The organism is Streptomyces cinereospinus (assembly GCF_042430725.1).
GTDB classification, from domain to species: domain Bacteria; phylum Actinomycetota; class Actinomycetes; order Streptomycetales; family Streptomycetaceae; genus Streptomyces; species Streptomyces cinereospinus.
The window spans coordinates 1-25,600 of record NZ_JBHMCY010000046.1 but is presented as its reverse complement, the minus strand read 5'-3'; the positions used below and the strand labels follow the sequence as shown (position 1 = coordinate 25,600).

The window sequence follows — 25,600 nt, the reverse complement described above, 5'->3', positions numbered from 1 at the left end:
GTATGGGGCCTGGCCACGCGGGTACGGCGCCCGGCCGTGCGGAAACGGCGCCCGGCCGCGCGGGTATGGGGCCTGGCCACGCGGGTACGGCGCCCGGCCGCGCGGGTATGGGGCCCGGCCACGCGGGTACGGCGCCCGGCCGCGCGGGTATGGGGCCCGGCCACGCGGGTACGGCGCCCGGCCGTGCGGACGCGGTGCCCCGCCGTGTGCGTGCGGCCGGCCAGTGGCCGGCCGCGAGCCCGCCGCTGAGCGGTTCGTGGATACGATCGCCGGGCTCGTGCAGGCCGGTGATCGCGCTGGCCGCCGGCGGTCCTGCCGCGCCGGGCGTACCTGGCCTGGACGGCGTCCAGCGCGGCTACGGACGAGGCGTCCCGGATGCGCGCCGCGGACAGGGCGATGACGATCCGGTCCGGGTCGCCCTTGCAGTCGAACGGGTGGACGAGGTCGTTGGGGGAGGCGAAGAACAGCTCGCCCGTCACGCGACGCACCGCCGCACCGCCGTCCGGGTCCACCACGGCCGCGACCCCGACGACCCGGGCGACCCGCTTGGCGACGACCGCCGGCGCGGTGACCGGGCCGGCGACGCCGCCGATGGCCGGATGTGGGCCGCGACCGCGACGGTGATCACCATGACGGCGATCTCCCCGGCCGGCCTGCGCCCCATGGCGGACGTGGGCGTGGCGGAGAAGCTGCCTGCGGGGCAGTACCCGGCCGCGATGGACGGCCACCGGCGGCGCGACCCGCGGGCGGCGTTCGTCCTGGACGCCGTCAAGGCCACGGTGCGGGGCGGCGTCGGCACGCTGCGTGAACGCCCGCGGCGGCTGGAAGCCCGGCCTGCCGTGGCCGGCGTTCTCCCGGCCCGTCCGGCGGTCCCGCCGCCCCGGCCGGCGGCGCGGCGGGACCGGTCGGCGGAGCCGGTCAGGTGCGGTAGGCGTAGTACGCGGCGCTCGGGTACGCCGCGATGATGCTCGCCACCGACCGGCGGTAGGTGTTGGTGGAGTGGTACGTCAGGTACGGCACGCCCTGGCGGCTGCGGTACGTGACGATCATCGTGTGGTCCTTGGACCCGTCCCGGTCGAAGTCGACCTGGAGCACGTCGCCGACGTCCATCTGGTGGACGTTGGCGAGGCTGGTGACGCGCTGGGAGTTCAGCGCGAACCAGGACCACTCGTTGACCCCGACGAACGAGTGCGACTGGATGTCGGCGGTGCCGAACCACCGGGTGTAGTCGTACACGTAGCCGGGCACGTGCTTCCAGCCGCCTGCCTTCAGGGACTGGCTGACGAAGTTGGTGCAGTCGCCGCCCGCGCCCTGCCCGTTGAAGTCCGGGTAGGCCGTGTTGTAGGTGCTCCAGTACTTCTCCGCGTAGGCGGCCATCGCCTTGTAGTCGTAGCCGCCGGCGGTGAAGTTCTTCGGGTTGGACGGCGCGGGCAGGGTGATGGCCGCGCGCGGGGCCGACGGCATGGTGTTCTGGGTGGTGGTCGCGGCGGCGACCCGCGGCCTGGCGGTCTGGTTGACCGCGAGGTAGCCGTCGTCGGTCCCCCGGATGCCGGTCAGCCGCCAGTCGCCGCGCCGGTCGGCCTGGAAGGTCAGCCTGTGGTGCGCCTGGAACCCGGTCGTCCTCGGCTCGTCACCGCGGACCTTCTCGTACGTCAGCGACGTGGTCTCGGTGACCGTGACGACGGCCTTGCGGCCCTTGACGCTGGTGCGGTCCAGGGTGACGGACGTGCTGGCCGCGCTGTACTTCTCGCCGAGCCGGGCGAGCCCCTCCCTGCGGTCGCCGAGCTGGTCCAGGGCGCTGTCCTCGGTCCGGGCCGTCCCGGAGGAGACCGCGACCTCGCCGGAGAAGCCGTCGATCAGCGGCTTCTTCCCCTTGCCCGGCCGGTCCACCAGGGCGTTGGTGCGGTCGGTGAAGACCGCGTCGGCCAGACGCTGGAACGTGGCCTTGGTGGTGGCGTCCACCTCGGGCTCGGCCGACGAGGACGCGCCCGCGCTCCAGTTGGGCAGCAGCGCCGCACCCGCGACGACCGAGGCGGCGGCCGCCGTCAGTACGGTCGCGCGACGCCGCGTACGGCTCAATTTCCTTGACTTCACTGATGTTCCCCTCTGGCCCCGGCGCAGGTATGCCGAGGTCAGCGGCATCCTTGCATGGCGTATGCGGCCGGTGTGAAGAGGGTTGCACCGTGAACCAGAGGGAGTTACCGGACCGTCACCGCCGCCCGGCGCACCGGACGGTGGCGGTCACTGCACGACGGTGGACCAGTCCGGGGACTGCGCCGGGTCCAGGCTGCGCAGCCGCTCCAGCGTGGCCGGCTTCTGGACGTCCATCCAGTCGGCGAGTTCCTTGAAGGACACGCACTTGACGTCCTTCTTGACGCACACGGTCTTGATGAGCTCGTCGACGGCGTTCATGTAGATGCCGCCGTTCCACTGCTCGAAGTGGTTGCCGATGAACAGCGGGGCGCGGCTGCCGTAGTAGACGCGGTCGAACCCGGCCATGTAGGTGTCGATGGTCTCCTGCTGCCACTGCGGGTACATGGCCGGGTCGCCGTCGGTCTCGCCGTCGGACTGGTTGTAGAGGAAGTTGAAGTCCATCGACAGGCCCTGGTACTTGCCGCCCTCGTACGGGAGCATCTGGAGCGGGAAGTCCCAGATGCCGTTCTTCTTCGCCGGCCAGATCTGGAAGTCGCCGGCGGAGCTGGCGTCGTAGCGCCAGCCGTAGCTCCTGGCCGCCTTCAGCAGGTTCTCCTGGCCCTCCAGGCAGGGGGCGCGGCCGCCGGTGACCTCCTTGCGGATGTCGAAGGGCAGCGGGTCGATGTCGGTGTAGCCGGTGTGGGTCTTCCACTTCTCCACGAACGCGTAGAACTGGTCGATCTCGCTCTTCCACTCCGCGACGCTCCAGTCGCCGCCGCCGTCCTCGCCGCAGAAGTGGCCGTTGAAGTGGGTGCCGATCTCGTTGCCGTCCTCCCAGGCGCCGGCGAGCTGCTCCAGGGTGGTGCGTATGTGCTCGTCGGTGGGGAAGCTGATCGCGGCGGTGCCCTGGGTGTGCTGCGGCGGGGAGTACAGGTCGCTCCTGCTCTTGGGCAGCAGGTAGATACCGGTGAGGAAGAACGTCATGTGCGCGTTGTACCGCTGGGCCATCTCACGGTAGTGCGAGAACAGCTCGTCGTCCCCTTGCAGGGCGCCGTCCCAGGAGAAGACCACGAACTGCGGCGGTTTCTGGCCGGGCTTGAGCGGCTGCGGCTTCAGCTGGTCGCGCTGCGGGCCGGTGTAGGAGGTCGAGCCGTCGCCGAGCACCTTCACCTTGCCGTCCCACTCGGCCTCCTCGGTCGCCCGCGACGCCGGGTGCTTCCCCGAGCCGTCCCGGGCGGACGCGGTCGAGGCGGTGTTGCCGGTGCGGCTGAGCACCAGGTAGCCGGCGACGAGGGAGGTGACGACGAGGAACGCCGCCAGGGTGAGGAATCCCGGGCGGGCGGCGGGGCGGCGAGGTGCGCGGGCCTTGCGGCGGCGGCCCGACGGCTGTTTCATCTTGCGGCTCAATCTCTTGGGGACAGGGGCTGGGCGGTGCCGGGTCGCGCGCCGGTGGTCAGCCGAGCGGACTCATGGCACGAGACCAGATGCCGTACGGGACGCTGTCGGTTCCCGTGCCGTCCAGTCCCTGGAGCGGCAGGGGTTCCAGGCTCTTGTTCAGGTCGATGCGGTAGACGACGACCGCGGTGGTCACCTTCTCGGCGCTGCCGACGTACCAGGCCGCGGTGTCGTTCTCGGTGGTGCCCACCTTCCCGGCGGTCTCGGCGTCGGCGGGGGCGGCGTCCGGGTGGGCGGCGCGGAAGGCGTCGGTGAGGGCGGACTGGACCTCGCGGGCGGTGCCGGTGTCCATCGCGCGGCGGGTGGGCGGCTTGTCCAGGGCGATCTTGTGGCCGTTGTGGGTGACGCGCCGTACCGAGTAGGGCTCCACGTGCACCCCGTCGGCGACGAAGGTGGCGTAGCCGCTGGCCATGCGGATGGCGCTGGGCGTGGAGCTGCCGGTGGACAGGGTGGGCACCTGTGCGCCGATGCTGGAGGACAGCAGCCCGGCGGCCTCGGCGGTGGCGCGCACGTTCTCCAGCCCGGTGTCCATGCCGAGCTGCATGAACGGGGTGTTGACCGACAGGGCGAGCGCCTGGTGCAGGGAGATCTGCCCGTAGGACCTGCCGCCGTCGTTGCGGGCGGCGACCTTGCGGCCGCTGCGGTCCCAGTACGGGCCCTCGGGCGTGGTGACGGGCACCTCGTCGTCACCGTTGTAGAGCGTCTCCCCGCTGATCGGCGTGGGCTCGCCGTCGCGGGTCTTGCGCACCCCGTGCTCCAGCCCGGCGGCGTAGACGAACGGCAGGAACGCCGAACCGGCGGGCACGGTGGTCGCGTTGGACTCGTTGTAGCCCTGCTTGCGGTGGTCGGGGCCGCCGTAGACGGCGAGGATACGGCCGTCGGGGGCGATGGAGGCGGCGCCGTAGTGGGCGGCTTTGGCGGCCTTCGGGTGGTCGGCCTTCGCCTGCGTCCGGGCCTTGGTGACCGCCTCGGTGAGCTTCGCCTCGCGGTCCTTCTCGAAGGTCGTGTAGATCTGGTAGCCGCCGAGGTCGAAGTCCTTGTCGGAGAGGTGCGCGTTCTTCTTGGTGTACTGGGCGACGAGCTCCACCAGGTAGTCGCTCTGCTCACCGGTGTCGTACAGCGGGTTGCTCTTCAGCGGCGCCGGGAACGTCCTGTACCGCGCGCGCTCCTGCGGCGACAGCTTGCCGATCGCCACCATCCGGTCCAGGGTCCACGACCAGCGCTCCACGGCCCGCTCCTTGTTCGCCGCGCTGAGCGTGGGGTCGTACAGGCCGGCTCCCTTGAGCAGGGAGGCGAGGAAGGCGGCCTCGCTGGCGTCGAGCTCGCTGACGTCCTTGCCGTAGTAGGCCTGGGCGGCGCGCTGGATGCCGTAGGTGCCCCGGCCGAACCAGCTGGTGTTGAGGTAGCTTTCGAGAATCTCGTCCTTGCTCATCCGGTTGTCGAGCTTGAGGGCGATCATCGCCTCGGTGAACTTGCGGCTGAGCGTCTGGTCCTGGTTGAGGTAGACGTTCTTGACGTACTGCTGGGTGATGGTCGAGCCGCCCTGGGTGTCGCCGCTGCCCAGCGTGCGGAGCAGGGCGCGGGTGATGCCCTTGACGGAGATGCCGGGGTCGCTGTAGAAGCTCTCGTTCTCGGCGGCGAGCACGGCCCAGCGGACGTCCTCGGGGACCTCCTCCAGCGGCATCGCCTGCCGCTGGACCCAGCCGGTACGGGCCATCGGGGTGCCGTCGGCCCAGAAGTACACGTTGTCCTGCTGGGTGGCGTAGGTGTTGAGATCGTCCGGGATGTCGGTGGCGGCGTAGGCGACGGCCAGGAAGAGGGTGCTCAGCCCCAGGGAGGCGAGGAAGCCGCCGAGGGTCTGCCGCCAGGAGGGGATCCAGCGCTGCCAGCCGGTGCGGCCGGGGCGCGGGTAGTGCGGGCGCAGCCGGCGCAGGTGGGGCGCGAGGTGGGCGGCGACGGGGCCGAGCACGGGGGCCAGCCGGGGGCCGAGGACGGCGACGAGGCGGGCGGCGGGGGAGGGGCGGGGGGCTTTGCGGCGGCGACGGGAGAGCGTGCCGGAGGAGTCGGACGAGGCGGTGCCGGACGCCTCGGATATCTCGGCTTCATCTGGTGAATCATCCGAATTACCCGATATGGAAGATATCCCGGACTTGGCGGGTATGCCGTCCTCGGGTACGCGGAGCTGCATGGTCTCGTCCGCGGTCGGCTGCGGCGGCGGGACCTTCAGCTGCATGGTGGCGTCGGGCTCCAGAGGCGCCTCGTCGGCCCCCTGGTCGCGTCCCCCCTGCCCTTCCTGGGCCACGACTGTGCCTCCCTCCGCACTACGTGTCGCTCGCGCAGGTAGACCGTACAGACGTACGAGGTTTGATGGTGTTGCCGCAGCAGCGGCCGCAAACCCTGACTCCCCCTCCCCGACCTGGCGGGGCATCGCGGCAGTCTCAAATTACCAGCGTTCTTCGCAAACTCTCCACACGGAACCGGGCCGAACCGGTCACATTTGAAGTGATGGATACCTCCAGTCGAGCGTGCAACCTTTTGATGTCGGCAAGAAATCAGTGCCGTCGCCGCGTCGGCGCACCAGCGGGTCCGCTCCGGCCGGCGACCGGATGCGTTGCTCCAGGAAAGCCCAGCGTTCCCTGACGGGAAGTTCTCCTGGCAGGGGCCGCGGCGGGTGCGGGTGCGGGTGCGGGTGCGGGCGCGGGCGTGGTGCCCGGTGCCGGGGCATGGGACCGCCGTGGTGGGGGGCGCGCCGGGCCGGAGCTCGGTGGCGGCGGCGCGGTGGACGACGGTGTCCGTCATCCGGCCCGGTTCGCGGTACCCCGCGGGCGGCAGGCCGACGGCGCGGACCGCGTGACACGGCGTCGGTGCCGGGCCGAGCGGACGGGCTCGACCTGGCCGCGAGACGAGAACGACCACTTTGTCCGCACCCAGGAAGAAGTGATGAGATCTTGAACAAAAGGGCTTACGCCTCCGAACGAACACCGCTAACTTCCTTGTGACACACCCGTCACCTCGTGGCCGGTGCGTCACGGCGCGACGGCGCGCGCCCCGTACTCCCACGGCAGGTCCGCTCGGGCCTGTCGTTACCCCACCCCCGGGAGGCACCTGTGCGCACAAGTCCGTTAGGACGAAGACTCCTGCGATGGCTGGTACCGACGGTGGCAGGCGCCGTCGGTATCGTTCTGCCCGCGACGCCCGCGACGCCCGCGGGCGCCGCCGAGGAGGCACCGGGACGGTCCGCGCAGGCCGCCGCGGCGCCGGAGTTCCAGCAGGTCACCCTCGCCAGAGGGGTGGCCGAGACGGGCGAGCCGATGACCCTGGCGGTGCTGCCCGACCGCTCGGTCCTGCACACCTCGCGCGACGGCACCGTCCGTCTCACCGACGCGGCCGGCAACACCAAGGTGGCGGGCAGGCTCGACGTCTACCTGCACGACGAGGAAGGCCTGCAGGGGATCGCGGCGGACCCGGCCTTCGCCACCAACCGGTACGTGTACCTGTACTACGCGCCCCGGCTCAGCACACCGGCCGGCGACGCCCCCGCGGCGGGCACCGCGGCCGACTTCGCGCCCTTCGACGGCGTCAACCGGCTCTCCCGCTTCGTCCTCAGGGCCGACGGCACCCTCGACCTCGCCACCGAGCGCAGGATCCTCGACGTCCCCGCCTCCCGGGGCCTGTGCTGCCACGTCGGCGGCGACATCGACTTCGACGCGGCGGGCAACCTCTACCTGTCGACGGGCGACGACTCCAACCCCTTCCAGTCGGACGGCTACACCCCGATCGACGAGCGCGCGAACCGCAATCCGGCCTTCGACGCCCAGCGTTCCTCCGGCAACACCAACGACCTGCGCGGCAAGGTCCTGCGGATCAGGGTGAACGCCGACGGATCGTACGCGATCCCGGCCGGCAACCTCTTCCCGCCCGGCACCGCCAGGACACGGCCCGAGATCTACGCGATGGGCTTTCGCAACCCGTTCCGGATGAGCGTCGACAAGGCCACCGGCACCGTGTACCTGGGCGACTACGGCCCCGACGCGGGCACCGCCAGCCCCGCCCGCGGCCCGGCCGGGCAGGTCGAGTTCAACCGGATCACCAGGGCCGGCAACTACGGCTGGCCGTACTGCACCGGCAGGAACGACGCCTACGTGGACCACGACTTCGCCACCGGCGCCTCCGGCGCCGCGTTCAACTGCGCGGCCCCGAGGAACACCTCGCCGCGCAACACCGGCCTCACCGACCTGCCGCCCGCCCAGCCCGCCTGGATCCCGTACAACGGCGGCTCGGTACCGGAGTTCGGCTCCGGCTCGGAGTCACCCATGGGCGGCCCCGTCTACCGCTACGACGCCGCCTCCACCTCGGCGGTCAAGTTCCCCCAGGAGTTCGACGGCGACTACTTCGCCGGCGAGTTCGGCCGGCGCTGGATCAAGCGGATCGAGAGCGGCGGCGACGGCACGGTGCAGTCCATCAACGCCTTCCCCTGGAGCGGAACCCAGGTGATGGACATGGCCTTCGGCCCGGACGGCGCGCTCTACGTCCTGGACTACGGCACCGGCTACTTCAACGGCGACGCGAACTCCGCGCTGTACCGGATCGAGTACGTCACCGGGGGCCGCGCGCCCGTCGCCCAGGCCAGGGCGAACGTGACCTCGGGCAGGGCGCCTTTGAACGTGACGTTCTCCTCCGCGGGCACCTCCGACCCGGACGGGGACGGCCTCAGCTACTCCTGGAGGTTCGGTGACGGGGGCACCTCGACGGCCGCCGACCCGGCGCACACGTACACCGCGAACGGCCAGTACACGGCGACCCTCACGGTGACCGACTCCACCGGCCTGTCCGGCACGGCCTCCGTGCCGATCACGGTGGGCAACACCGCGCCCACCGTGCGTCTGGACCTGCCGGCCGACGGCCGCATCCACGACTTCGGCGCGGCCATCCCCTTCAGGGTCACGGTCACCGACCCCGAGGACGGCACCATCGACTGCTCCAGGGTCGAGGTCAGCTTCATCATCGGGCACGACAGCCACGGCCACCCGCAGACCTCGGCGACCGGCTGCTCCGGCACGCTGCAGACCTCGGCCGACGGCGAGCACGACCCGGACGCCAACCTCTTCGGCGTGGTCGACGCCGAGTACACCGACCGGGGCGCGGCCGGTCAGCCCGCGCTCACCACGCACGACCAGCACGTCGTCCAGCCCTCGCACCGCCAGGCGGAGCACTACGGCGACGCGGCGGGTGTTCAGGTCGTCGCCCACGGCCCGGCGCACGGCGGCAGGACCGTCGGCCACATCGAGAACGGCGACTGGATCTCCTTCCGGCCCTACGCGCTGGACAACGCGGCCCGGTTCACCGCGCGCGTCTCCTCCGCCGGGGCCGGCGGGACGATCGAGGTGCGGGCCGGATCGGCGACCGGCGCCCTGCTGGGCTCCGTCGCCGTGCCGGTGACCGGCGGCTGGGAGACGTTCCAGGAGGTGACCACGCCCCTCACCGGCCAGCCCGCCGGGACGACCACGCTGTACCTGGTCTTCAGGGGCGGCACCGGCTCGCTGTTCGACGTCGACGACTTCTCCTTCACCACGACCGCCACCTCGGGTGCGGGCCCGGTGCGGGGCGTCAACGGCAAGTGCCTGGACGTCGACGGGGCGCAGACCGCGGACGGTACGCGGATCCAGCTGTGGTCGTGCAACGGCTCCGAGGCTCAGAGGTGGACCGTCACCGCCGGCACCCTGCGCGCACTGGGCAAGTGCCTGGACGTCGACGGCGGGGCGAACGCCGACGGCACCAGGATCCAGCTGTGGTCGTGCAACGGCACCGCGGCCCAGACCTGGGCCCCGCAGGCCGACGGCACCGTCCGCAACCCGCAGTCCGGCAAGTGTCTCGACGCGTCCGGCGGCACCTGGGGCGACGGCACGCCCGTCCACCTGTGGACCTGCCACACCGGCGCGAACCAGACGTGGATCCTTCCCTGACCGAAAGGCGGTGACAGACATGCGCACCACACGGAGAGCGGCCACGGCACTCCTCGGAGCTGCCCTGCTGGCCGGCACACCACAGGCCCTCGCCCAGACCGGCACCGACGCGACGGCCCCGGCGCGGGCGTCCGCGGCGGACGCCGCCTACGACGTGCTCGTCTTCTCCAGGACGGCCGGCTTCCGGCACTCCTCCATCGACGACGGCATCGCGGCCCTGCGGGAACTGGGCGCCGCGCACAACTTCACCGTGGACGCCACCGAGGACGCCGGCGCCTTCACCGGCGCCAACCTCGCCCGGTACGAGGCCGTCGTCTTCCTGTCCACCACGGGCGACGTCCTGAACGGCACCCAGCAGACCGCCTTCGAGCAGTACATGCAGGGCGGCGGCGGGTACGTCGGCATCCACGCCGCGGCCGACACCGAGTACGACTGGCCGTTCTACGCGGGGCTGGCCGGCGCGCTGTTCCAGTCGCACCCCGCGACCCAGTCCGCCACCGTGAAGGTCGAGGACCGGGCCCACGACGCGACGGCCCACCTGGGCGCCACCTGGCAGCGCACGGACGAGTGGTACAACTACCGCTCCAACCCGCGCAGCACCGCACACGTCCTGGCGTCCCTGGACGAGTCCAGCTACAGCGGCGGCACCATGGCGGGCGACCACCCGATCAGCTGGTGCAAGGACTACCAGGGCGGCCGGGCCTTCTACACCGGCGGCGGACACACCGACGAGTCCTTCGGCGAGCCCGCCTTCCGCCGCCATCTCCTCGGCGGCATCCGCTGGGCGGCGGACCGCACCCAGGCCGACTGCCGCCCGGAGACGGGCTACCGGCCGCTCTTCGACGGCTCGTCCACCACCGGCTGGAAGCAGGCCGGCCCCGGCGGCTTCACCCTCGCCGACTCCAGCCTGACCTCGTACGGCGGTCTGGGCATGCTGTGGTACCAGGCACAGGAGTTCACCGGGGACTACTCCCTCAAGCTTGACTGGAGGGCGGCCGGGGACGACAACTCCGGTGTCTTCGTGGGCTTCCCGGCCTCCGACGACCCCTGGACGGCGGTCAACAACGGCTACGAGATCCAGATCGACGCCACCGACGTGGCCGAACGCACCACCGGGTCGGTCTACGGCTTCAAGTCGGCGGACCTCGCCGCGCGGGACGCGGCGCTGAACCCGCCGGGTGAGTGGAACACCTACGAGATCCGCGTCACGGGGGAGCGGCTGGAGCTCTTCCTCAACGGGCGGAAGATCAACGACTTCACCAACACGGACCCGGCGCGCAGCCTGGCCCAGGGGCACATCGGCATCCAGAACCACGGCACCGGTGACGACGTGTCCTTCCGCAACATCCGCATCAAGCAGTCCGGCACCTCTCCCGAGCCGCGTTCGGGCGAGGTGAGGGGCGTCAACGGCAAGTGCCTGGACGTCTCCGGGTCCGGCACGGCGGACGGTACCCAGATCCAGCTGTGGACCTGCAACGGCACCGGCGCCCAGAGGTGGACCGTCGCGGACGGCACACTCAGGGCGCTGGGCAAGTGCCTGGACGTGTCCAACGGCGGCAGCGCCGACGGTACGCGCATCCAGCTGTGGACGTGCAACGGCAGCACGGCCCAGCGGTGGGCCCCGCAGGCCGACGGCACCGTCCGCAACCCGCAGTCCGGCAAGTGCCTGGACGCGTCCGGCGGCACCTGGAACGACGGGACGCCGGTGCACCTGTGGACCTGCCACACCGGCGCCAACCAGAGGTGGACGCTTCCCTGACGGACGAGTACCTGACGGACGAGCGAGCTGACGGACGAGGGACCTGACGGACGCGGAGCGACGAGAAGGCCGGGACGAGTCCCGGCCTTCTCTGCTGTGCGCGGTGGTTCACCGGAAACGGTTCACCGGATCAGGGCAGCACCCACTTCTGGTTCACCCCGGTGTGGCAGGCCCAGAGGTGGACCGGGGTGCCGTCGTTCCAGGTGCCGCCCGAGGCGTCCAGGCACTTGCCGGACCGGGGATTGCGCAGGGTGCCGTCCGTGTTCGGCTGCCACGTCTGGGCCGCGGTGCCGTTGCACGTCCACAGCTGGATCTTCGTGCCGTCCGCGGTGCCGCTGTCCGACACGTCCAGGCACTTGTCCAGCGCGCGGACGGTGCCGTCCCCGGAGAGCGTCCAGGTCTGGGCGCCGGTGCCGTTGCAGGTCCACAGCTGGATCTGGGTGCCGTCCGCCGTGCCGGACCCGGCGACGTCCAGGCACTTGTCGTTGACGCCCCTCACCTGGCCCGTGCGGGACGTGACGCCCGGGAGCCGGTTGAGCGTGTACCAGGCCTCGGTGCTCCACAGGGGCTGACCGCTCTCCGAGCTGAACGGCCGCGGCGACCGCACGTGGACGACACGGTCGGCCTTCAGGCCCGCGACGGCCAGCGTCACCGTCCTGCGGTCCGCGGACAGCGTCGCCGACTGCGCCGTCAGGGTCTCCTCGTCGAGCTTGGGGCCGCCGTAGGCGGAGGTCGGCTCGTAACGCCACTGCTTGATCCGGTACCGGGTGGCCAGGGCGGACGCCGTGTCCGCGGAGAGCGGCTGGGTGTACTCCAGGGCGAAACCCCCGGGCACGGCCCGCATCTCGCGGATGTCGAAGGCGTCGGTGCCGTGGGGCGTCAGCTTCTGCAGGCCGTGGGTGAGCTTGCCCTCCTGGCCCCAGTTGCCGCCCGCGCCCAGCCCGCCGGCGTAGATCGCGCCGTCCGGGCCGACGCTGATCCGGTTGACGCCGGCCTCCAGTCCCTGGGTGAGACGGAAGACCGCGCCCTGGTACTCGCCCTGCACCTTCTCCAGGAAGCCGCGCTGGATGCCGCCGTAGGTGACGTCGCCGAACAGCATCTGCCCGGCGAAGGGCCCCTGCTGCACCTGCAACGGGGTGCTGGGGGAGTTGGCGATCTCGTTCTGCGGCAGCCACAGGACGGGTTTGGTCACCGGCTGGGAGTCGAACGGGCCGGCGGGGTTGGTGTAGTGGTTGAAGAACCGGTCCTGCTTGACGTGCACCAGCTTCGACGACGGCAGCCAGCCGCCCTGGTTGTCGGTCACGAAGAGGTCCCCTTCGGGCCCCCAGCCGATCCCGTTGGGCGTGCGCAGCCCGCCGGCCACGTACGACACCGCTCCGGTGGCCCGGTCGACCTTGATGGTCGTGCCGCGGTTCCGGGCCGGCTGCGGATCGGTCGTCGCGCCGCCGTAGTTGATGGAGACGGAGAGGTTCAGGTAGAAGAAGCCGTCCTTGTACAGCAGGCCGAAGGCGAACTCGTGGAAGTTCCCGCCGAACGGCCAGGTGGCCACCCGCCGGTACACGTCGGTGACCTCGTCGCCGTTGGTGTCGCCGAGCTCGGTCAGCTCGTGCTTCTGGGAGACGTACAGCCTGCCGTCGACGTACTTGATGCCCATGGGCTCCCTGAGGCCCCCGGCGACCTTCTTCACCGTCACCCGGTCCGGACCGGTGCTGCCGGTGACGTTGCCGAGGAGGTAGACCTCGCCCGCCGTGGTGTCGCTGCCGCCCCAGGTGGCGACGGCCAGGCGGCCGTCCGGCAGCCAGTCCATCGCCGAGACCTGGGGTTGGAAGCCGCTGGGACGCAGGTCCGTCAGGGTGTAGTTCGGGTGCACGCCGGTCAGCGGCAGGCCGTCTCCGGGCGTGTCCGTACCGCCCTCGCACTGTTTGGTCCCCGGCGCGGTCACCCGGACCACGCCCGCGTCCGTACTGAGCGCGGAGTTCGGCACGACGGTGAAGCCGGTGGCGCCGGGCGGCCGCCATGCCAGGGTGAGCTGCTGGCCGCCGTCCCGTTCGAAGTGCTCGATGCGCAGGGAGTGGTGGCCGGCCGTCAACTGCACCGTGCCGTCCTTGGGTTCCGCGCCGTGCAGCCCGTCGTGGTCGACGACCAGCTGGTCGTCGATCCACAGCCGCGAGCCGTCGTCGCTGGTGAGCCGGAAGGCGTAGGTCCCGGCGCCGGGGGCGGCGAGATTGCCCAGGACGTGGGTGACGAACCTCGACTCCATGCCGAAGTCCGCCGCCGACGACCAGTCGATCACCGGCATCAGCTTGTCGATGTTGGGTGTCTGCCCCGGTTTCAGGGCGCAGAGCCCGTCGAGCGGGACCTGCACGTCGAAGACGCGCAGGGTGACTCCCGGCTCCTGGGGCGGAAGTTCGGCGGCTCGGGGCGCCGCGGCCGCGGGGGCCGAGGACAGACCTCCGACGCATAACGAGGAGATGAGCGCTGTGGCCAGGCATCTGCCCAGCCGGTGCAACAGCCGTGGACTCACGTGACCTCCTGACGGTTCCCGGGGGTGGGGGAACTCGCTCGGGCTGGTGGAAGATCCACCGCTGCCGGGGCGCGCCGTCGCCCCGGATACGGAGGTGTGCGGCGGCCGGCACGTGGTGCCGGAACCACCGCGTCGCACACAGTAGGAACTTCCGCCGGGACCGTCCAGACTTTGTCGTCACCGAGTGGAAAGCCTTCGCGGACCGCCCGAGCACCACGCGGGGCGGCCCTGCCGTCACGGACCCCGACGCCGCTCCGTCCCGTGGTCGCGCGGCTCGGCGTGTGGCTCTCAAGGCCCACCTGCTGCGCCGGCCGCGCGACCAGCACCCCCACGTCACCGAGGTCATGACCGGCAACGCCGCGGACAACGCCCCACGCCGGCGGTCAACGAACAGTCCGGCTTCCACCGCCGGCCCACCACCTACGAGTGCCGGCCGGCCGGCGGCAGCCGGCGGTGTGAGCGACGCGCGGGGCGGCGCGCGCACCCTGCCTGACGCGGCGTCAGACAATGACACGGAACCCGTGCCGACCCCCGGGCAGATGCCGTACGCCACGCCCCCGTCCACGCCACCGGCCACCGCGTCCGCGAACTGCCCGTCACGGCGGAGGCCCTGCCGTGACCGCGGCCGAGTCCTGCCGCGCCGTCGCCGCCGGGCGGCGGGCACGGGTCGCGGACCGACCGCCGCCCGGCTCGCGCCGGAAGCGGCACCAGGACCGGGCCGGGCGCCCCGCGGCGCCGCTCCCGTACGGACGGCGGCACGCGCTCCGGCTCCCGGGCGGTGACACCGCGCGGCGGCCCGGCCCGTGCCCGTCACGGCACGGGGGCACGGCACGCGGCACGTCATTCCTTCGAGTGGCTTGATTGCTCCGGATGCCGGTATCCGCGCTGGTGGCTGACACGATGGAGGCCTGAAACCGGCCTTGGCCAGGCAGGTCCGTCGTCCCCCCCCACACACACTGCGCGCGGTACTGCCGCCTCCGGAGAGTCGGTCGCCGCCTGCGTGCGGTGCGCGCGGCCGGCGGCCGCGGGGCGTGCTCAGGCGTCCCCGGCACCACAGGAGGTTCCTCGTTGTCCCGTCAACAGCTTCGTGCACACCAGGGCGGTGGCCGTGCGGCGACCCTCGACCACGCGGCCGGCCCGCCGGCCGAGATCCTCCCGGTGACCGCCGGACAACGCGAGGTCTGGCTCGCCGAGCAGCAGTTCCCCGGCACCGACCCGGCCCTGAGGCTGGGCGAGTACCTGGACATCCGCGGACCGGTCGACCCGGCCGCGTTCGAGGCGGCGCTGCGCCAGGTGGTGGCCGAGGCGGACGCCTTACGGGTACGCCTGGTGCCCGGTGCGGACGGCCCCGTCCAGGTCCTGGAACCCGATCTGCCCTGGGCGCTGCCCGTCGTCGACGTCGGCGACGAGCCCGACCCGGAACGGGCCGCCCGGGCCTGGGTCCGCGCCGACCTGGCCCGTCCCATGGACCTGGCCTCCGGCCCGCTGTTCAGCTTCGCCCTGCTCCGGCTGGCGCCCGACCGGTACTGGTGGTACCACACCTACCACCACGGGGCGGTGGACGCCTTCGGCTACTCCCTCGTGGCCCGGCGGGCCGCCGAGGTGTACACGGCCCTGGTCCGGGGTGAGCAGCCCGGCCCCCATCCCTTCGGTCCGCTGTCGGCGCTGGTCCGGGCCGACCAGGACTACCGTGCCTCCGAGGACCGGGCCGCCGACCGCGCGTACTGGACGCGGCAGCTGTCCGGCTGGACGCGGCCCGGCGCCCCGGTGCCCGGCCCGCGAGCCGCGACGGGCGGCAGCGCCCCGGCGGGGCAGCGGTCCGCCGGTGACGGGCCGGAGCCGGAACCCGTGCCCCGGACCGGTCTGCTGCCGCTCCAGCGGCCGGAGGCGCTGCGGGCGGCGGCCTCGCGCGCCGGCGTCTCCCGGTTCCGTCTCGTGTTCGCCGCCGTGGCGCTCCACCAGCACCGGCTGACGGGCGCGCGGGACGTGGTGGTCGGCCTGACCGTGGCCGGCCGCGTCGGCCCGGCCTCCCGCACGACGCCGGGGATGCTGGCCAACGCCGTTCCCGTACGCCTGACCCTGCGGCCCGGCATGCCGCTCGGGGAGCTGCTGACCCAGGTCGACCACCGGATGCGCGAAGCGGTGCAGCACCAGCGCTACCGCGGCGAGGACCTGCACCGCGACCTCGGCCTGTCCCGCGGCCCCGGCTCAGCGTTCTCCCCGGTGGTCAACCTCATCGGGTTCGACTACGGCTTCACCTTCGCCGGTCACCGGTGCGTCGCGCACAACCTCTCCTTCCCGCTGGGCGCCGACCTGGTGATCATGGTCTGGGACCGCCGGGACGGCTCCGGCCCGGGCATGCGCCTGCACGCGGCGCCCGGGACGCACGGCGAGGCGGACCTGGCGGACACCCAGCGGCGTCTGCTGCGGCTCCTGGCGGACATGGCCGACCTGGACCCCGGCCTGCCGATCGGCCTGCTCGACGTGGTGCCGGCCGACGAGCGACGGGAGCTGCTCGGCCGGGGCGACGCCACCGCGGCGGGTCGCCCGGCCGTTGCGCTGCCGACGCTGTTCGAGGAACAGGTGCGTCGTACGCCGGACGCGGTCGCCGTGGTCGCGGGCCGGACCCGTCTGACGTACCGGGAGCTCAACGGCCGGGCGAACCGGCTCGCGCACGCCCTGGCCGGCCGGGGCGCCGGGCCGGAGGACGTCGTGGCGCTCGCCCTGCCGCGCTCCCTCGACCTGGTCGTGGCCGCCCTCGCCGTGCTCAAGACCGGCGCGGCCTACCTGCCCGTGGACCCGGCGTACCCGCGGGCGCGCAAGGAGTACATGCTCGCCGACGCCCGCCCGGCCTCGGTGCTCGACGACCCGGACACCCTGGCCGAACTGTCCGGGGGGCAGCCGGACACCGACCCCCGCATCACCGTGGACCCGCGGCACCCGGCGTACGTGATCTACACGTCCGGCTCCACCGGGCGGCCCAAGGGCGTGGTGGTGACCCACACGGGCATCGCCTCGTTCGCCGCGCTGCAGGCGGAGCGCCTGGACATCACCCCCGGCAGCAGGGTCCTGCAGTTCGCCTCGCCGAGCTTCGACGCCTCCGTGTGGGAGCTGTGCGCCGCCCTGCTGACCGGGGCCGCGCTGGTGCTCGCCCCCGCGGCCGACCCGGTGTCGGCGCTCACCGATCCCGGTACGGGCGTCACCCACGCCCTCGTGCCGCCGTCGGCGCTGGCCGTGGTGCCCGAGCCGGACGCCGGTCTGCCGACGCTGGTGGTGGGCGGCGAGCCGTGCCCGCCGGGCCTGCTGAGCCGCTGGGCGCCCCACCGGCGGGTGCTGAACGCCTACGGGCCGACGGAGACCACGGTCATGGCGGCGATGAGCGCGCCGCTGGCGCCCTCGGACACGCCACCCCCGATCGGCGAGCCGGTCCCGGGCAGCCGCGTCTACGTGCTCAACGGCGCCCTGGAGCCGGTGCCGCCGGGAACCACCGGGGAGCTGTACGTCGCCGGTCCGTCCCTGGCCCGCGGCTACCTGCGCCGCCCGGCGCTCACGGCCGAGCGGTTCGTCGCCGACCCCTACGGCCCTGCCGGGACCCGCATGTACCGCACGGGCGACCTCGTCCGGTGGCGGGCCGACACCGGGCTGGAGTACGTCGGACGCGCCGACCAGCAGGTCAAGATCCGCGGCTTCCGCATCGAGCTCGGGGAGATCGAGGCCGAGCTGACCGCGTGCCCCGGCGTCACCCAGGCCGCGGTGCTGGCCCGCCCGGACCGGCAGCGGGGCGACCTGCGGCTCGTCGCCTACGTCGTGACCGGCCAGGACGCCGCGCAGCCGCGGCGGTTGCGCGAACAACTGCGCGAGCGGCTGCCTGCCCACATGGTCCCTTCCGCCTTCGTGACGCTCGGCGCGCTGCCGCTGACGCCGAACGGGAAGCTGGACCGCGACGCCCTGCCGGAGCCCGGCGACGACCTCGGCGCGAGCGCCGCGCGGGCCCCGCGCACCCCCAGGGAACAGCTCCTGTGCGCGCTGTTCGAAGAGGTGCTGGGACGCTCGGGCGTCGGTCCCGACACCAGCTTCTTCGAAGCGGGCGGGCACTCGCTGCTGGCGATCCGCCTGGTGTCCCGGATCCGCGCCGTGCTCGGCGTCGACGTGGACCTCGGGGCACTCTTCGACGCGCCCACCGCCGCCCTGCTGGCCGCCCGCCTGGGCGGCGCGGAACGGACCCGCCCGGCCCTGACCGTCCAGGACCGGCCGGATCCCGCCCCGCTGTCCTTCGCCCAGCGGCGCCTGTGGTTCCTGCACCGGGCGCAGGGACCCGGCGCCACCTACAACATCCCGCTGGTGCAGCGGCTCACCGGCGAACTGGACCGGGAGGCCCTGGAGCGGGCGCTCGCCGACGTGGTGGGCCGGCACGAGACGCTGCGCACGGTCTTCCAGGAGGCAGGCGGTGAACCCGTCCAGCGGATCATGGACGCCTCCGCGGCCCGCCCGTGGCTCCCCGTCACCGAGGTCGACGACGAGGAGGCGCTGCACGCGCGGCTGGTGGAAGCCGTCCGCCACCCGTTCGACCTGGCCGTCGAACCGCCCCTGCGCGCCGAACTGTTCGTCCTCGGCCCGGCCGAGCAGGTGCTGACGCTGGTGATCCACCACATCGCCGCCGACGGCTGGTCGCTGGCGCCGCTCGCCCGGGACCTGGCGACCGCCTACGCCGCCCGGCGCCGGGGGGAGGCACCCGTCTGGCCACCCCTGCCGGCGCGCTACACCGACTACGCGCTGTGGCAGCGCCGGCTCCTGGGCGACCCCGACGACGCCGACGGACTCCTCGGCCGTCAGCTCGCCCACTGGTCGACGGTGCTGGCGGATCTGCCCGAGGAACTCGCGCTGCCCCGCGACCGGCCCCGGCCCGCCGTCGCGTCCCACCGCGGCGGGCGGGCCCCCCTGCGGATCGACGCGGACACCCACGCGGCGCTGACCGACCTGGCGCGCCGGTCGGGGGCGAGCCTGTTCATGGTGCTGCACGCCGGGCTGGCGGCGCTGCTGACCAGGATGGGCGCGGGCACCGACATCCCCGTCGGCACGGTGATCGCCGGCCGCACCGACCAGGCCCTGGACGACCTGGTGGGCTTCTTCGTCAACACGCTGGTGCTGCGCACGGACACCTCGGGGGACCCCGGCTTCACCGCACTCCTGGACCGGGTGCGCGGCACGGCACTGGCGGCGTACGCCCACCAGGACGTGCCCTTCGAGCAGCTCGTGGAGACGCTCAACCCGACGCGGTCGCCGGCCCGCCACCCGCTGTTCCAGGTCGCGCTCTCCCTCGACGTCGACGAGGCCACCGTGCCGGCGCTGCCCGGTCTGCGCGCGTCCAGGATGCGCATCCCGACCGCGACGGCCAAGTTCGACCTGGACATCGGCGTCTGCGAACGCCGCTCGGACACGGGCGAGTGCCGTGGGCTGGACGTGACCGTCGACTACGCCACCGACCTGTTCGACCACGGCACGGTCCAGGACCTGGCCACGCGCTGGGTGCGCCTGCTGGAGGCCGTCGTCCGGGACCCGCACCGCCCGATCAGCCGCATCGACGTCCTCTCCGACGACGAGCGCCGCCGCCTCCTCGGTGGTCCGGACCCCGGCGCGCTGCCGCCCGCCGGCACGGTCCCGCAGCGGTTCCACGCACAGGTGCGGGCCACCCCGGACGCGGTCGCCGTGGTGGCCGGCGGCACCACGCTCACCTACGCCGAGGCGAACGCCCGGGCGAACCGGCTCGCGCACGCCCTGATCGCCCGCGGCGCCGGGACCGAGGACGTCGTCGCCGTCGCGCTGCCGCGGTCGGCCGACCTCGTCGTGGCCCTGCTCGCCGTCCTCAAGGCCGGGGCCGCCTACCTGCCCCTGGACCCGAGCCACCCGCCCGCGCGCGTCGCGGCCATGGTCGAGGACGCACGGCCCGTCCTGCTGCTCACCGACACGGCCACCGCCCGCGCCGACGGCCTCGGCACGGGGCTCGCGCGGCTTCCGCTGGACGCGCCGGAGACCGCCGCGGCGCTGGCCGGACTGCCGGACACCGACCCCGTGACGAGGCTGTCACCCGACCACCCGGCCTACGTCGTGTACACCTCGGGGTCCACCGGGACACCCAAGGGGGTCGTCGCGCGCCACGCGAGTGTGGTCAACGTGGCCGCGCGCTACCGCGACGCGGTGTTCGCGCCGGCGGCCGGGCGCCTCGGGGGCCGCCCCCTGCGGGTCGCCCTGACCGCCTCGGTGACCTTCGACGCGTCCTGGGGTCAGCTCGCGGCCCTGCTGGACGGCCATGAGCTGCACGTCCCCGACGCCGCGACCTGGACGGACGCCGACCGGTTCGTCGCCTGGGCGGCCCACCACCGGATCGACACGGTCGACGCCACGCCCTCGTACCTGCGCGTGCTGTCCGACCGGGGCCTGTTCACGCATGAGCGGTGGCGGCCGGGTGTGGCCGTGCTCGGCGGTGAGGAGCTGCCGGACCGGCTGTGGCGGGACCTGCGGGCGGTGGACGGACTGACGGCCCACAACATGTACGGGCCGACCGAGTGCACCGTCGACGCCCTGCAGGCACGGCTGGACGCCGCCGCCACGCCCGTCCTCGGGCAGCCGATCCCCGGCGCCCGGGCCTATGTGCTGGACGCCGCGCTGCGGCCGGTGCCGCCCGGGGTGACCGGCGAGCTGTACGTCGCCGGCACCGGACTGGCGCGCGGCTACCTGGGCCGCCCGGACCTGACCGCACAGCGCTTCGTGGCCGACCCGTACGGCCCCCCGGGGACCCGCATGTACCGCACCGGCGACCTGGCACGCCACCGCCGCGACGGGCAGCTCGTCTTCGCCGGACGGGCGGACGACCAGGTCAAGGTGCGCGGCCACCGCATCGAACCCGCCGAGGTGGAAGCCGCCCTCGCCACCCACCCCCGGGTCGCCCACGCCGCCGTCGCCGCGCGCGGCGACCACCTCGGCGGCACCCGGCTGATCGCCTACGCGGTGCCGGCGGCCGGCGCCCGGACCGACCCGTCGGACCTGCGGTCCCACCTGCGGGCGCGCCTCCCCGCCTCCATGGTGCCGTCCGCCTTCGTCCTGCTGGACGCCCTGCCGCTGACCGCGAACGGCAAGCTCGACCGCGCCGCCCTGCCCGTGCCGGACCCCGCCACGACCACCACGGCGGGCCGGGCGCCCCGCACCCCGCGGGAGCGGACGCTGTGCGCGCTGTTCGCCGAGGTGCTGGGCGTCCCCGCGGTCGGCGCCGACGACGACTTCTTCGCGCTGGGCGGTCACTCCCTGCTCGCCGTCCGCCTGGCCGGCCGGATCGGTGAGGTGCTGGCCGTCCCCTTCCGCCTGTCGGCGCTGCTGGAGGCGCCGACCCCGGCCGGACTGGCGCGGCACCTCGGCGCGGACGCCCCTTCCGCGGCACCCGCGTGGGTCCCGGACACGGAAGCGGAACTGAGCCCCGCCCTGCGGTTCGGCCCCGTGCCGCGACCGGCTGACGGACCGCGCGAGATCCTGCTGACCGGGGGCACCGGGTTCGTCGGCGCGTTCGTCCTGTCCGAGCTGCTGCGCCGGACGACGGCCCGCGTGCACTGCCTGGTCCGAGGGCGCACCGACGCCGAGGCCCGGGAGCGGCTGGCGGCGGCCCTGCGGGCGTACGGTCTCGCGGCGGCGCCGGACGATCCGCGGCTGCACGTCGTGCGCGGCGACCTGACCGCCGGCGGCCTCGGCGTCGGCCCGGCACGCTGGTCACGGCTGCGCGAGACGATCGACACGATCGTGCACGGCGGCGCGCACGTCCACCACCTCACGCCCTACGCCCGGCTGAAACCCGCCAACGTGGACGGCACCCGGACCCTGCTGCACCTGGCGGCGGAGGGCCGCCCGAAGGCGTTCCACCACCTGTCGACCCTCGGCGTGTTCCGGCCCGGCCCCGGCGCCCGGCTGGTCACGGAGGAGACACCGGTGGACGGGGAACGGCATCCGTTCGGGAAGGGCTACGCGGCGAGCAAGTGGGTCGCCGAACGACTGGCGGCGCGGGCCTTCGAGCGCGGCGCGAGCGGGGCCGTCCACCGGCTCGGGCGCGTCTGGGCGGACACCGCGACCGGTGCCGTCAACCGGGACGACATGTTCTCGCGGCTGCTCACCAGCTGCGCGGCGCTCGGCTGTTACCCGTCCGACCCCGGACTGCACGACGCCCTGCTCCCCGTCGACGTCCTCGCCCGGGCCCTGGTCGGGCTGCTGCTCGACGGCGACCGGACCGGCGCCGTGCACCATCTCCACCACCCGCGCACGGTCGGACCCGGTGCCTTCATGACCGTGCGCGACCGCATGCGGGGCACGCGCTGCGCGGAGACCTCGCTCACCGCCTGGCTGCACCGCCTGCGCCGGGCGAGCGACCGCGGACAGGACCTGCCGATCCTGCCCTACCGGGCGTACCTGGAGGAGTACGCCGAGCAGACCGACGCCGCACGGCGGCCGGCCCTGGACTTCGACAACGGCACCACCGTCCACCGCCTGGAGCGGCTCGGGGTCCCGGTCCCGGAGATCGACGAGCCCGCGATCGTCCGCTACTGGGACTTCGTCGAAGGGCCGGCGGCACCCGCCGGCCCGGCACGCCGCACCACCGTGGCACCCCCCTCAGAGAACCGGTGATTGTTGGTATGGCCCTGACCGCAAGCCCACCCGCCGGCGCTCCGTCGGCCCGACGTGCTCCCGTGCGGGCGAAGCTGTCACCGCGCTCGATCGTCCCCGGCCGGCAGCGCTGGGACGTGGACCTCGTCCGCGGCCGGCCCGCACTGGCCCGGCTGACCGAGGCGGCGCTCCACCGCACCCCCGGCGTCCAGGAGGCGACCGTCAACCCGGTCACCGGCCGGGTCCTGCTGCGGCACGACCGCACCCTCACCCCCCGGCAGGCCGCCACGCTGCTGCACCGGGCCGTCCACCGGGTCCTGGCGGACCCGCGCGCCTCCGCGACCGCCCTGGCGGGCCGCGCCCCCGCCGCACCGGGACCGCGCCGACCGGCCCCCGGCTCACGGCGTACCGGGCGACGCGGGCGGAGCGGGAGCACCGGACGCCGGCTGCCCAAGGTCTTCGCGGCCTGCGGCGTGGCAGCGGCGGCCGTGGCCGGAGGCCCGTTCCTGCTGAAGCTGCTCAGCCGCCCCCTGATCACTCTCGGACTGGCCACCGCGGCGACGGCAGGAGTGGTCCGGCAGGCCTGGCGCAGAGCCGACCGCGCCCGGGAGGAGTCGGGCGAGGCCGTGCCGCGCCGCCAGGCACTGCGCCGCGTCATCGGGCGCCACCGGCGGAAGTTCGCTCTGGCCGCGCTGCTGTCCGGCCTCTCCCAGCTGGCGGAGATGGCGCTGTTCGCCCTGACCCCGTCGATCGTGCTCCTGGTCGCCAAGGGCGGCAGCGCCACCCTGACCGGACTCGGAGTCACCGGCGTCGGCGCCCAGCTGGCGACGCTCGCCGGCACCGCCGGGCTGGCCTGCCTCGCCATGGCGGGCTTCGGCTACGGAGCCGGCGTCGTCTGGCGGGGACTGGCACAGGACGTCGAGGACGACTGGCGCACCCGCACCTACGCCCACGTCCAGCACGTGGCGCCGGCCGATCTGGAGAACGAGCGCGTCAGCCGGGTCAACGCGGTGCTGTCGGAGGACATCAGCCAGCTGGGCACCTTCGTCGGATCGAGCATGCACGACATCGTGCAGCTGGCCACCAGCCTCGCCCTGGTCGTCCCCCTGTTCCTGTTGCTCGCGCCGCAGATCGCCTGGGTCGCCTTCGCCCCGGTCCCGCTGGTGGCCTGGCTGTCCTTCCGCTTCCACGAACGCGCGGTGGCCGGCACCGCCGCCGCGGGCGAACACCGCGCCCGCCTCAACAGCCGCGTGACCGAGAACCTCCACGCGCACACCACCATCAAGTCCGCCACGACCGAAGAGCACGAGATCGCACGGGTCGAGGAACTGAACCGCAGGCACAGCGACGTCAGCCGCGCCACCGGACGCAGCGCGGCGCTGCCACCCCAGATCCTGCGGCTGGCCGGCGGTTCGGCGCTGGTCGGGACGGTGCTGCTGGGCGGCCGCTCGGTACTGCGCGGCGAGCTGCCGACCGCGTCGTTCGGACCGCTGATCGAACTGCCGGGCATCGCCATGCTGCGGCTGTCCCGGCTGGGCGGCATCACCGACCAGTACCAGCGCACCCTCACCGCCCTGGACCGGGTGGAGCGCCTGCACGGCCTGCCCGTCGAGCCGGTCACGGAGGGCGGCCCGCTCCCCGTCCGACAGGTCGGGGGACGGATCGAACTGCGCAGATTGACCTTCTCCTATCCCGGCCGGCCACCGGTGCTGCGCGACACCTCCCTGGTCATTCCGGCCGGCGAGACCACCGCCATCGTCGGCACCACCGGCGCCGGGAAGACCACCGTCGCCAAACTGCTGATGCGCTTCCGCCGTCCCGACCGGGGCCAGGTGCTGCTCGACGGCACCGACGTGCGCACGCTCGCCCTGCCCGACCTGCGGCGCGCGATCGGATACGTCACCCAGGAGCCGTTCCTGTTCGACGCGACGATCGCGGAGAACATCCGCTACGGCACCTTCCACGCCACGGAGAGCCAACTCGTCGCCGCCGCCCGCACCGCCGGGGCGGACACGTTCATCGACGGCCTGCCCGACCGCTACGCCACCCGGGTCGGCGAACGCGGGGCCGCGCTGTCCGGCGGGCAGAAGCAGCGCATCGCCCTGGCCCGCACCATCCTGCGCGATCCCCCCGTCATCATCCTCGACGAGGCCACCTCCGCCATCGACAACGAGACCGAGGCGATCATCCAGCAGGCCCTCCAGGTCTTCGGGAAGAACCGGACCATGGTCGTCATCGCGCACCGGCTGTCCACCGTCCAGAACGCCGACCGGATCTACGTCATGGGTCCGGGCGGACTGGTCGCCGAGCAGGGGACGCACGAGGAACTCGTGGCGCGCGGAGGCATCTACACCACGTTGTGGAATGTGCAGGTCGGCCAATCAGTTCTCGTATGACCCGACCGACCACAACGCTCGGTTTGTCATTCCTTCGGGTGGTAACAACCGGCTGCATTCCGCGAAATGCCGCTGACCTGAGACGATGGATGTCGCCACCACGTACTGGCCGCCAAGGTCGACCACCGCGACCTCGGCGGCCAGTACGGGAAATTCACCGATCGATCGCTCCGAATTTCTGGTCTCGGTTTCTCGCGCTTGGTCCTGGGTTTCTCGAGTACCGATTCGCCCGTCAGCGGTCCCCGGACGCAGAAGCGACAAAGGGAATGGGGAGTTCCGGCATGGCACACGCGACGAATCCGTTCGACGACGACACGGCCCGTTTCCTGGTGCTCGTCAACGACGAGGGCCAGCACTCGCTGTGGCCCGCCTTCGCCGACGTCCCCGGGGGCTGGACCGTCGCCCACCCCGAGGACACCCGGCAGGCGTGCCTGGACCACGTCGCCGGGGCGTGGACCGACATGAGACCGCGCAGCCTCGCCGAGGCCATGGACGGCGGAGGGTGAGCCGCGTCCCGGACGCCGGGGGCACGGCCCCGCCGGGGCGACGGCCACCACGAGCCGACGGTCCAGGGCGGCACCGGACCACCGGACGGCACCGGTCCGGCCCGGGCGCCGTGAACGACGAGCCACTCGGGGATCTCCGGCCCGGAGTACCCGACCATCCTCGAGTCTTCTAGTACTCCAGTGCGGTTTCGTGATCTATCCAGCGGGTTCGCCGACGGCTCGTC

10 protein-coding genes are annotated in these 25,600 nt (G+C 73.3%); 6 read left to right on the top strand and 4 right to left on the bottom strand.

The features are described 5' to 3' along the window. Positions 1-434: 434 nt before the first annotated feature. A complete protein-coding gene (locus ACFF45_RS22700; protein WP_381348270.1) occupies positions 435-965 on the top strand; it encodes a hypothetical protein in 531 nt (176 codons plus the stop codon). Here the strand turns inward: ACFF45_RS22700 and ACFF45_RS22695 are convergent. From ACFF45_RS22695 to ACFF45_RS22685, 3 genes are all read right to left on the bottom strand, one after another. Continuing rightward, on the bottom strand, positions 919-2,094 hold the full coding sequence (locus tag ACFF45_RS22695; protein WP_381348269.1) for an amidase domain-containing protein: 1,176 nt from the start codon (positions 2,092-2,094) through the stop codon (positions 919-921). The genes ACFF45_RS22700 and ACFF45_RS22695 overlap by 47 nt on opposite strands. A 147-nt stretch (positions 2,095-2,241) precedes the next feature. Next, positions 2,242-3,528 carry a polysaccharide deacetylase family protein gene (locus tag ACFF45_RS22690; protein WP_381348268.1) on the bottom strand — a complete coding sequence of 429 codons (1,287 nt, stop codon included), beginning with the start codon at positions 3,526-3,528 and terminating at the stop codon, positions 2,242-2,244. 58 nt (positions 3,529-3,586) lie between these two features. Then, complete coding sequence (locus ACFF45_RS22685; RefSeq protein ID WP_381348304.1) at positions 3,587-5,821, bottom strand: transglycosylase domain-containing protein; 2,235 nt, start codon at positions 5,819-5,821, stop codon at positions 3,587-3,589. A 925-nt stretch (positions 5,822-6,746) separates the two neighbouring features. Here ACFF45_RS22685 and ACFF45_RS22680 point away from each other — a divergent pair. Next, positions 6,747-9,551, top strand: a complete 2,805-nt coding sequence (locus ACFF45_RS22680; RefSeq protein WP_381348267.1) for a PQQ-dependent sugar dehydrogenase — start codon at positions 6,747-6,749, stop codon at positions 9,549-9,551. A gap of 19 nt (positions 9,552-9,570) precedes the next feature. After that, positions 9,571-11,310, top strand: coding sequence for a lectin (locus ACFF45_RS22675; protein WP_381348266.1), 1,740 nt, complete (start codon positions 9,571-9,573; stop codon positions 11,308-11,310). A 130-nt stretch (positions 11,311-11,440) separates the two neighbouring features. On the opposite strand, the gene ACFF45_RS22670 is transcribed toward ACFF45_RS22675, so the two are convergent. After that, on the bottom strand, positions 11,441-13,834 hold the full coding sequence (locus ACFF45_RS22670; protein ID WP_381348265.1) for a ricin-type beta-trefoil lectin domain protein: 2,394 nt from the start codon (positions 13,832-13,834) through the stop codon (positions 11,441-11,443). A gap of 1,068 nt (positions 13,835-14,902) precedes the next feature. Between ACFF45_RS22670 and ACFF45_RS22665 the strand changes: the two genes are divergently transcribed. The 3 genes from ACFF45_RS22665 (at position 14,903) to ACFF45_RS22655 (ending at position 25,376) form a co-directional block, all read left to right on the top strand. Then, positions 14,903-22,495, top strand: a complete 7,593-nt coding sequence (locus ACFF45_RS22665; RefSeq protein WP_381348264.1) for a non-ribosomal peptide synthetase — start codon at positions 14,903-14,905, stop codon at positions 22,493-22,495. Positions 22,496-22,557: 62 nt separating this feature from the next. Next, positions 22,558-24,870 (top strand): ABC transporter ATP-binding protein/permease, encoded by a 2,313-nt coding sequence (locus tag ACFF45_RS22660; RefSeq protein WP_381348263.1) that lies wholly within the window; start codon positions 22,558-22,560, stop codon positions 24,868-24,870. Positions 24,871-25,151: 281 nt separating this feature from the next. Then, positions 25,152-25,376, top strand: coding sequence for an MbtH family protein (locus tag ACFF45_RS22655; RefSeq protein WP_381348262.1), 225 nt, complete (start codon positions 25,152-25,154; stop codon positions 25,374-25,376). Positions 25,377-25,600 lie beyond the last annotated feature (224 nt).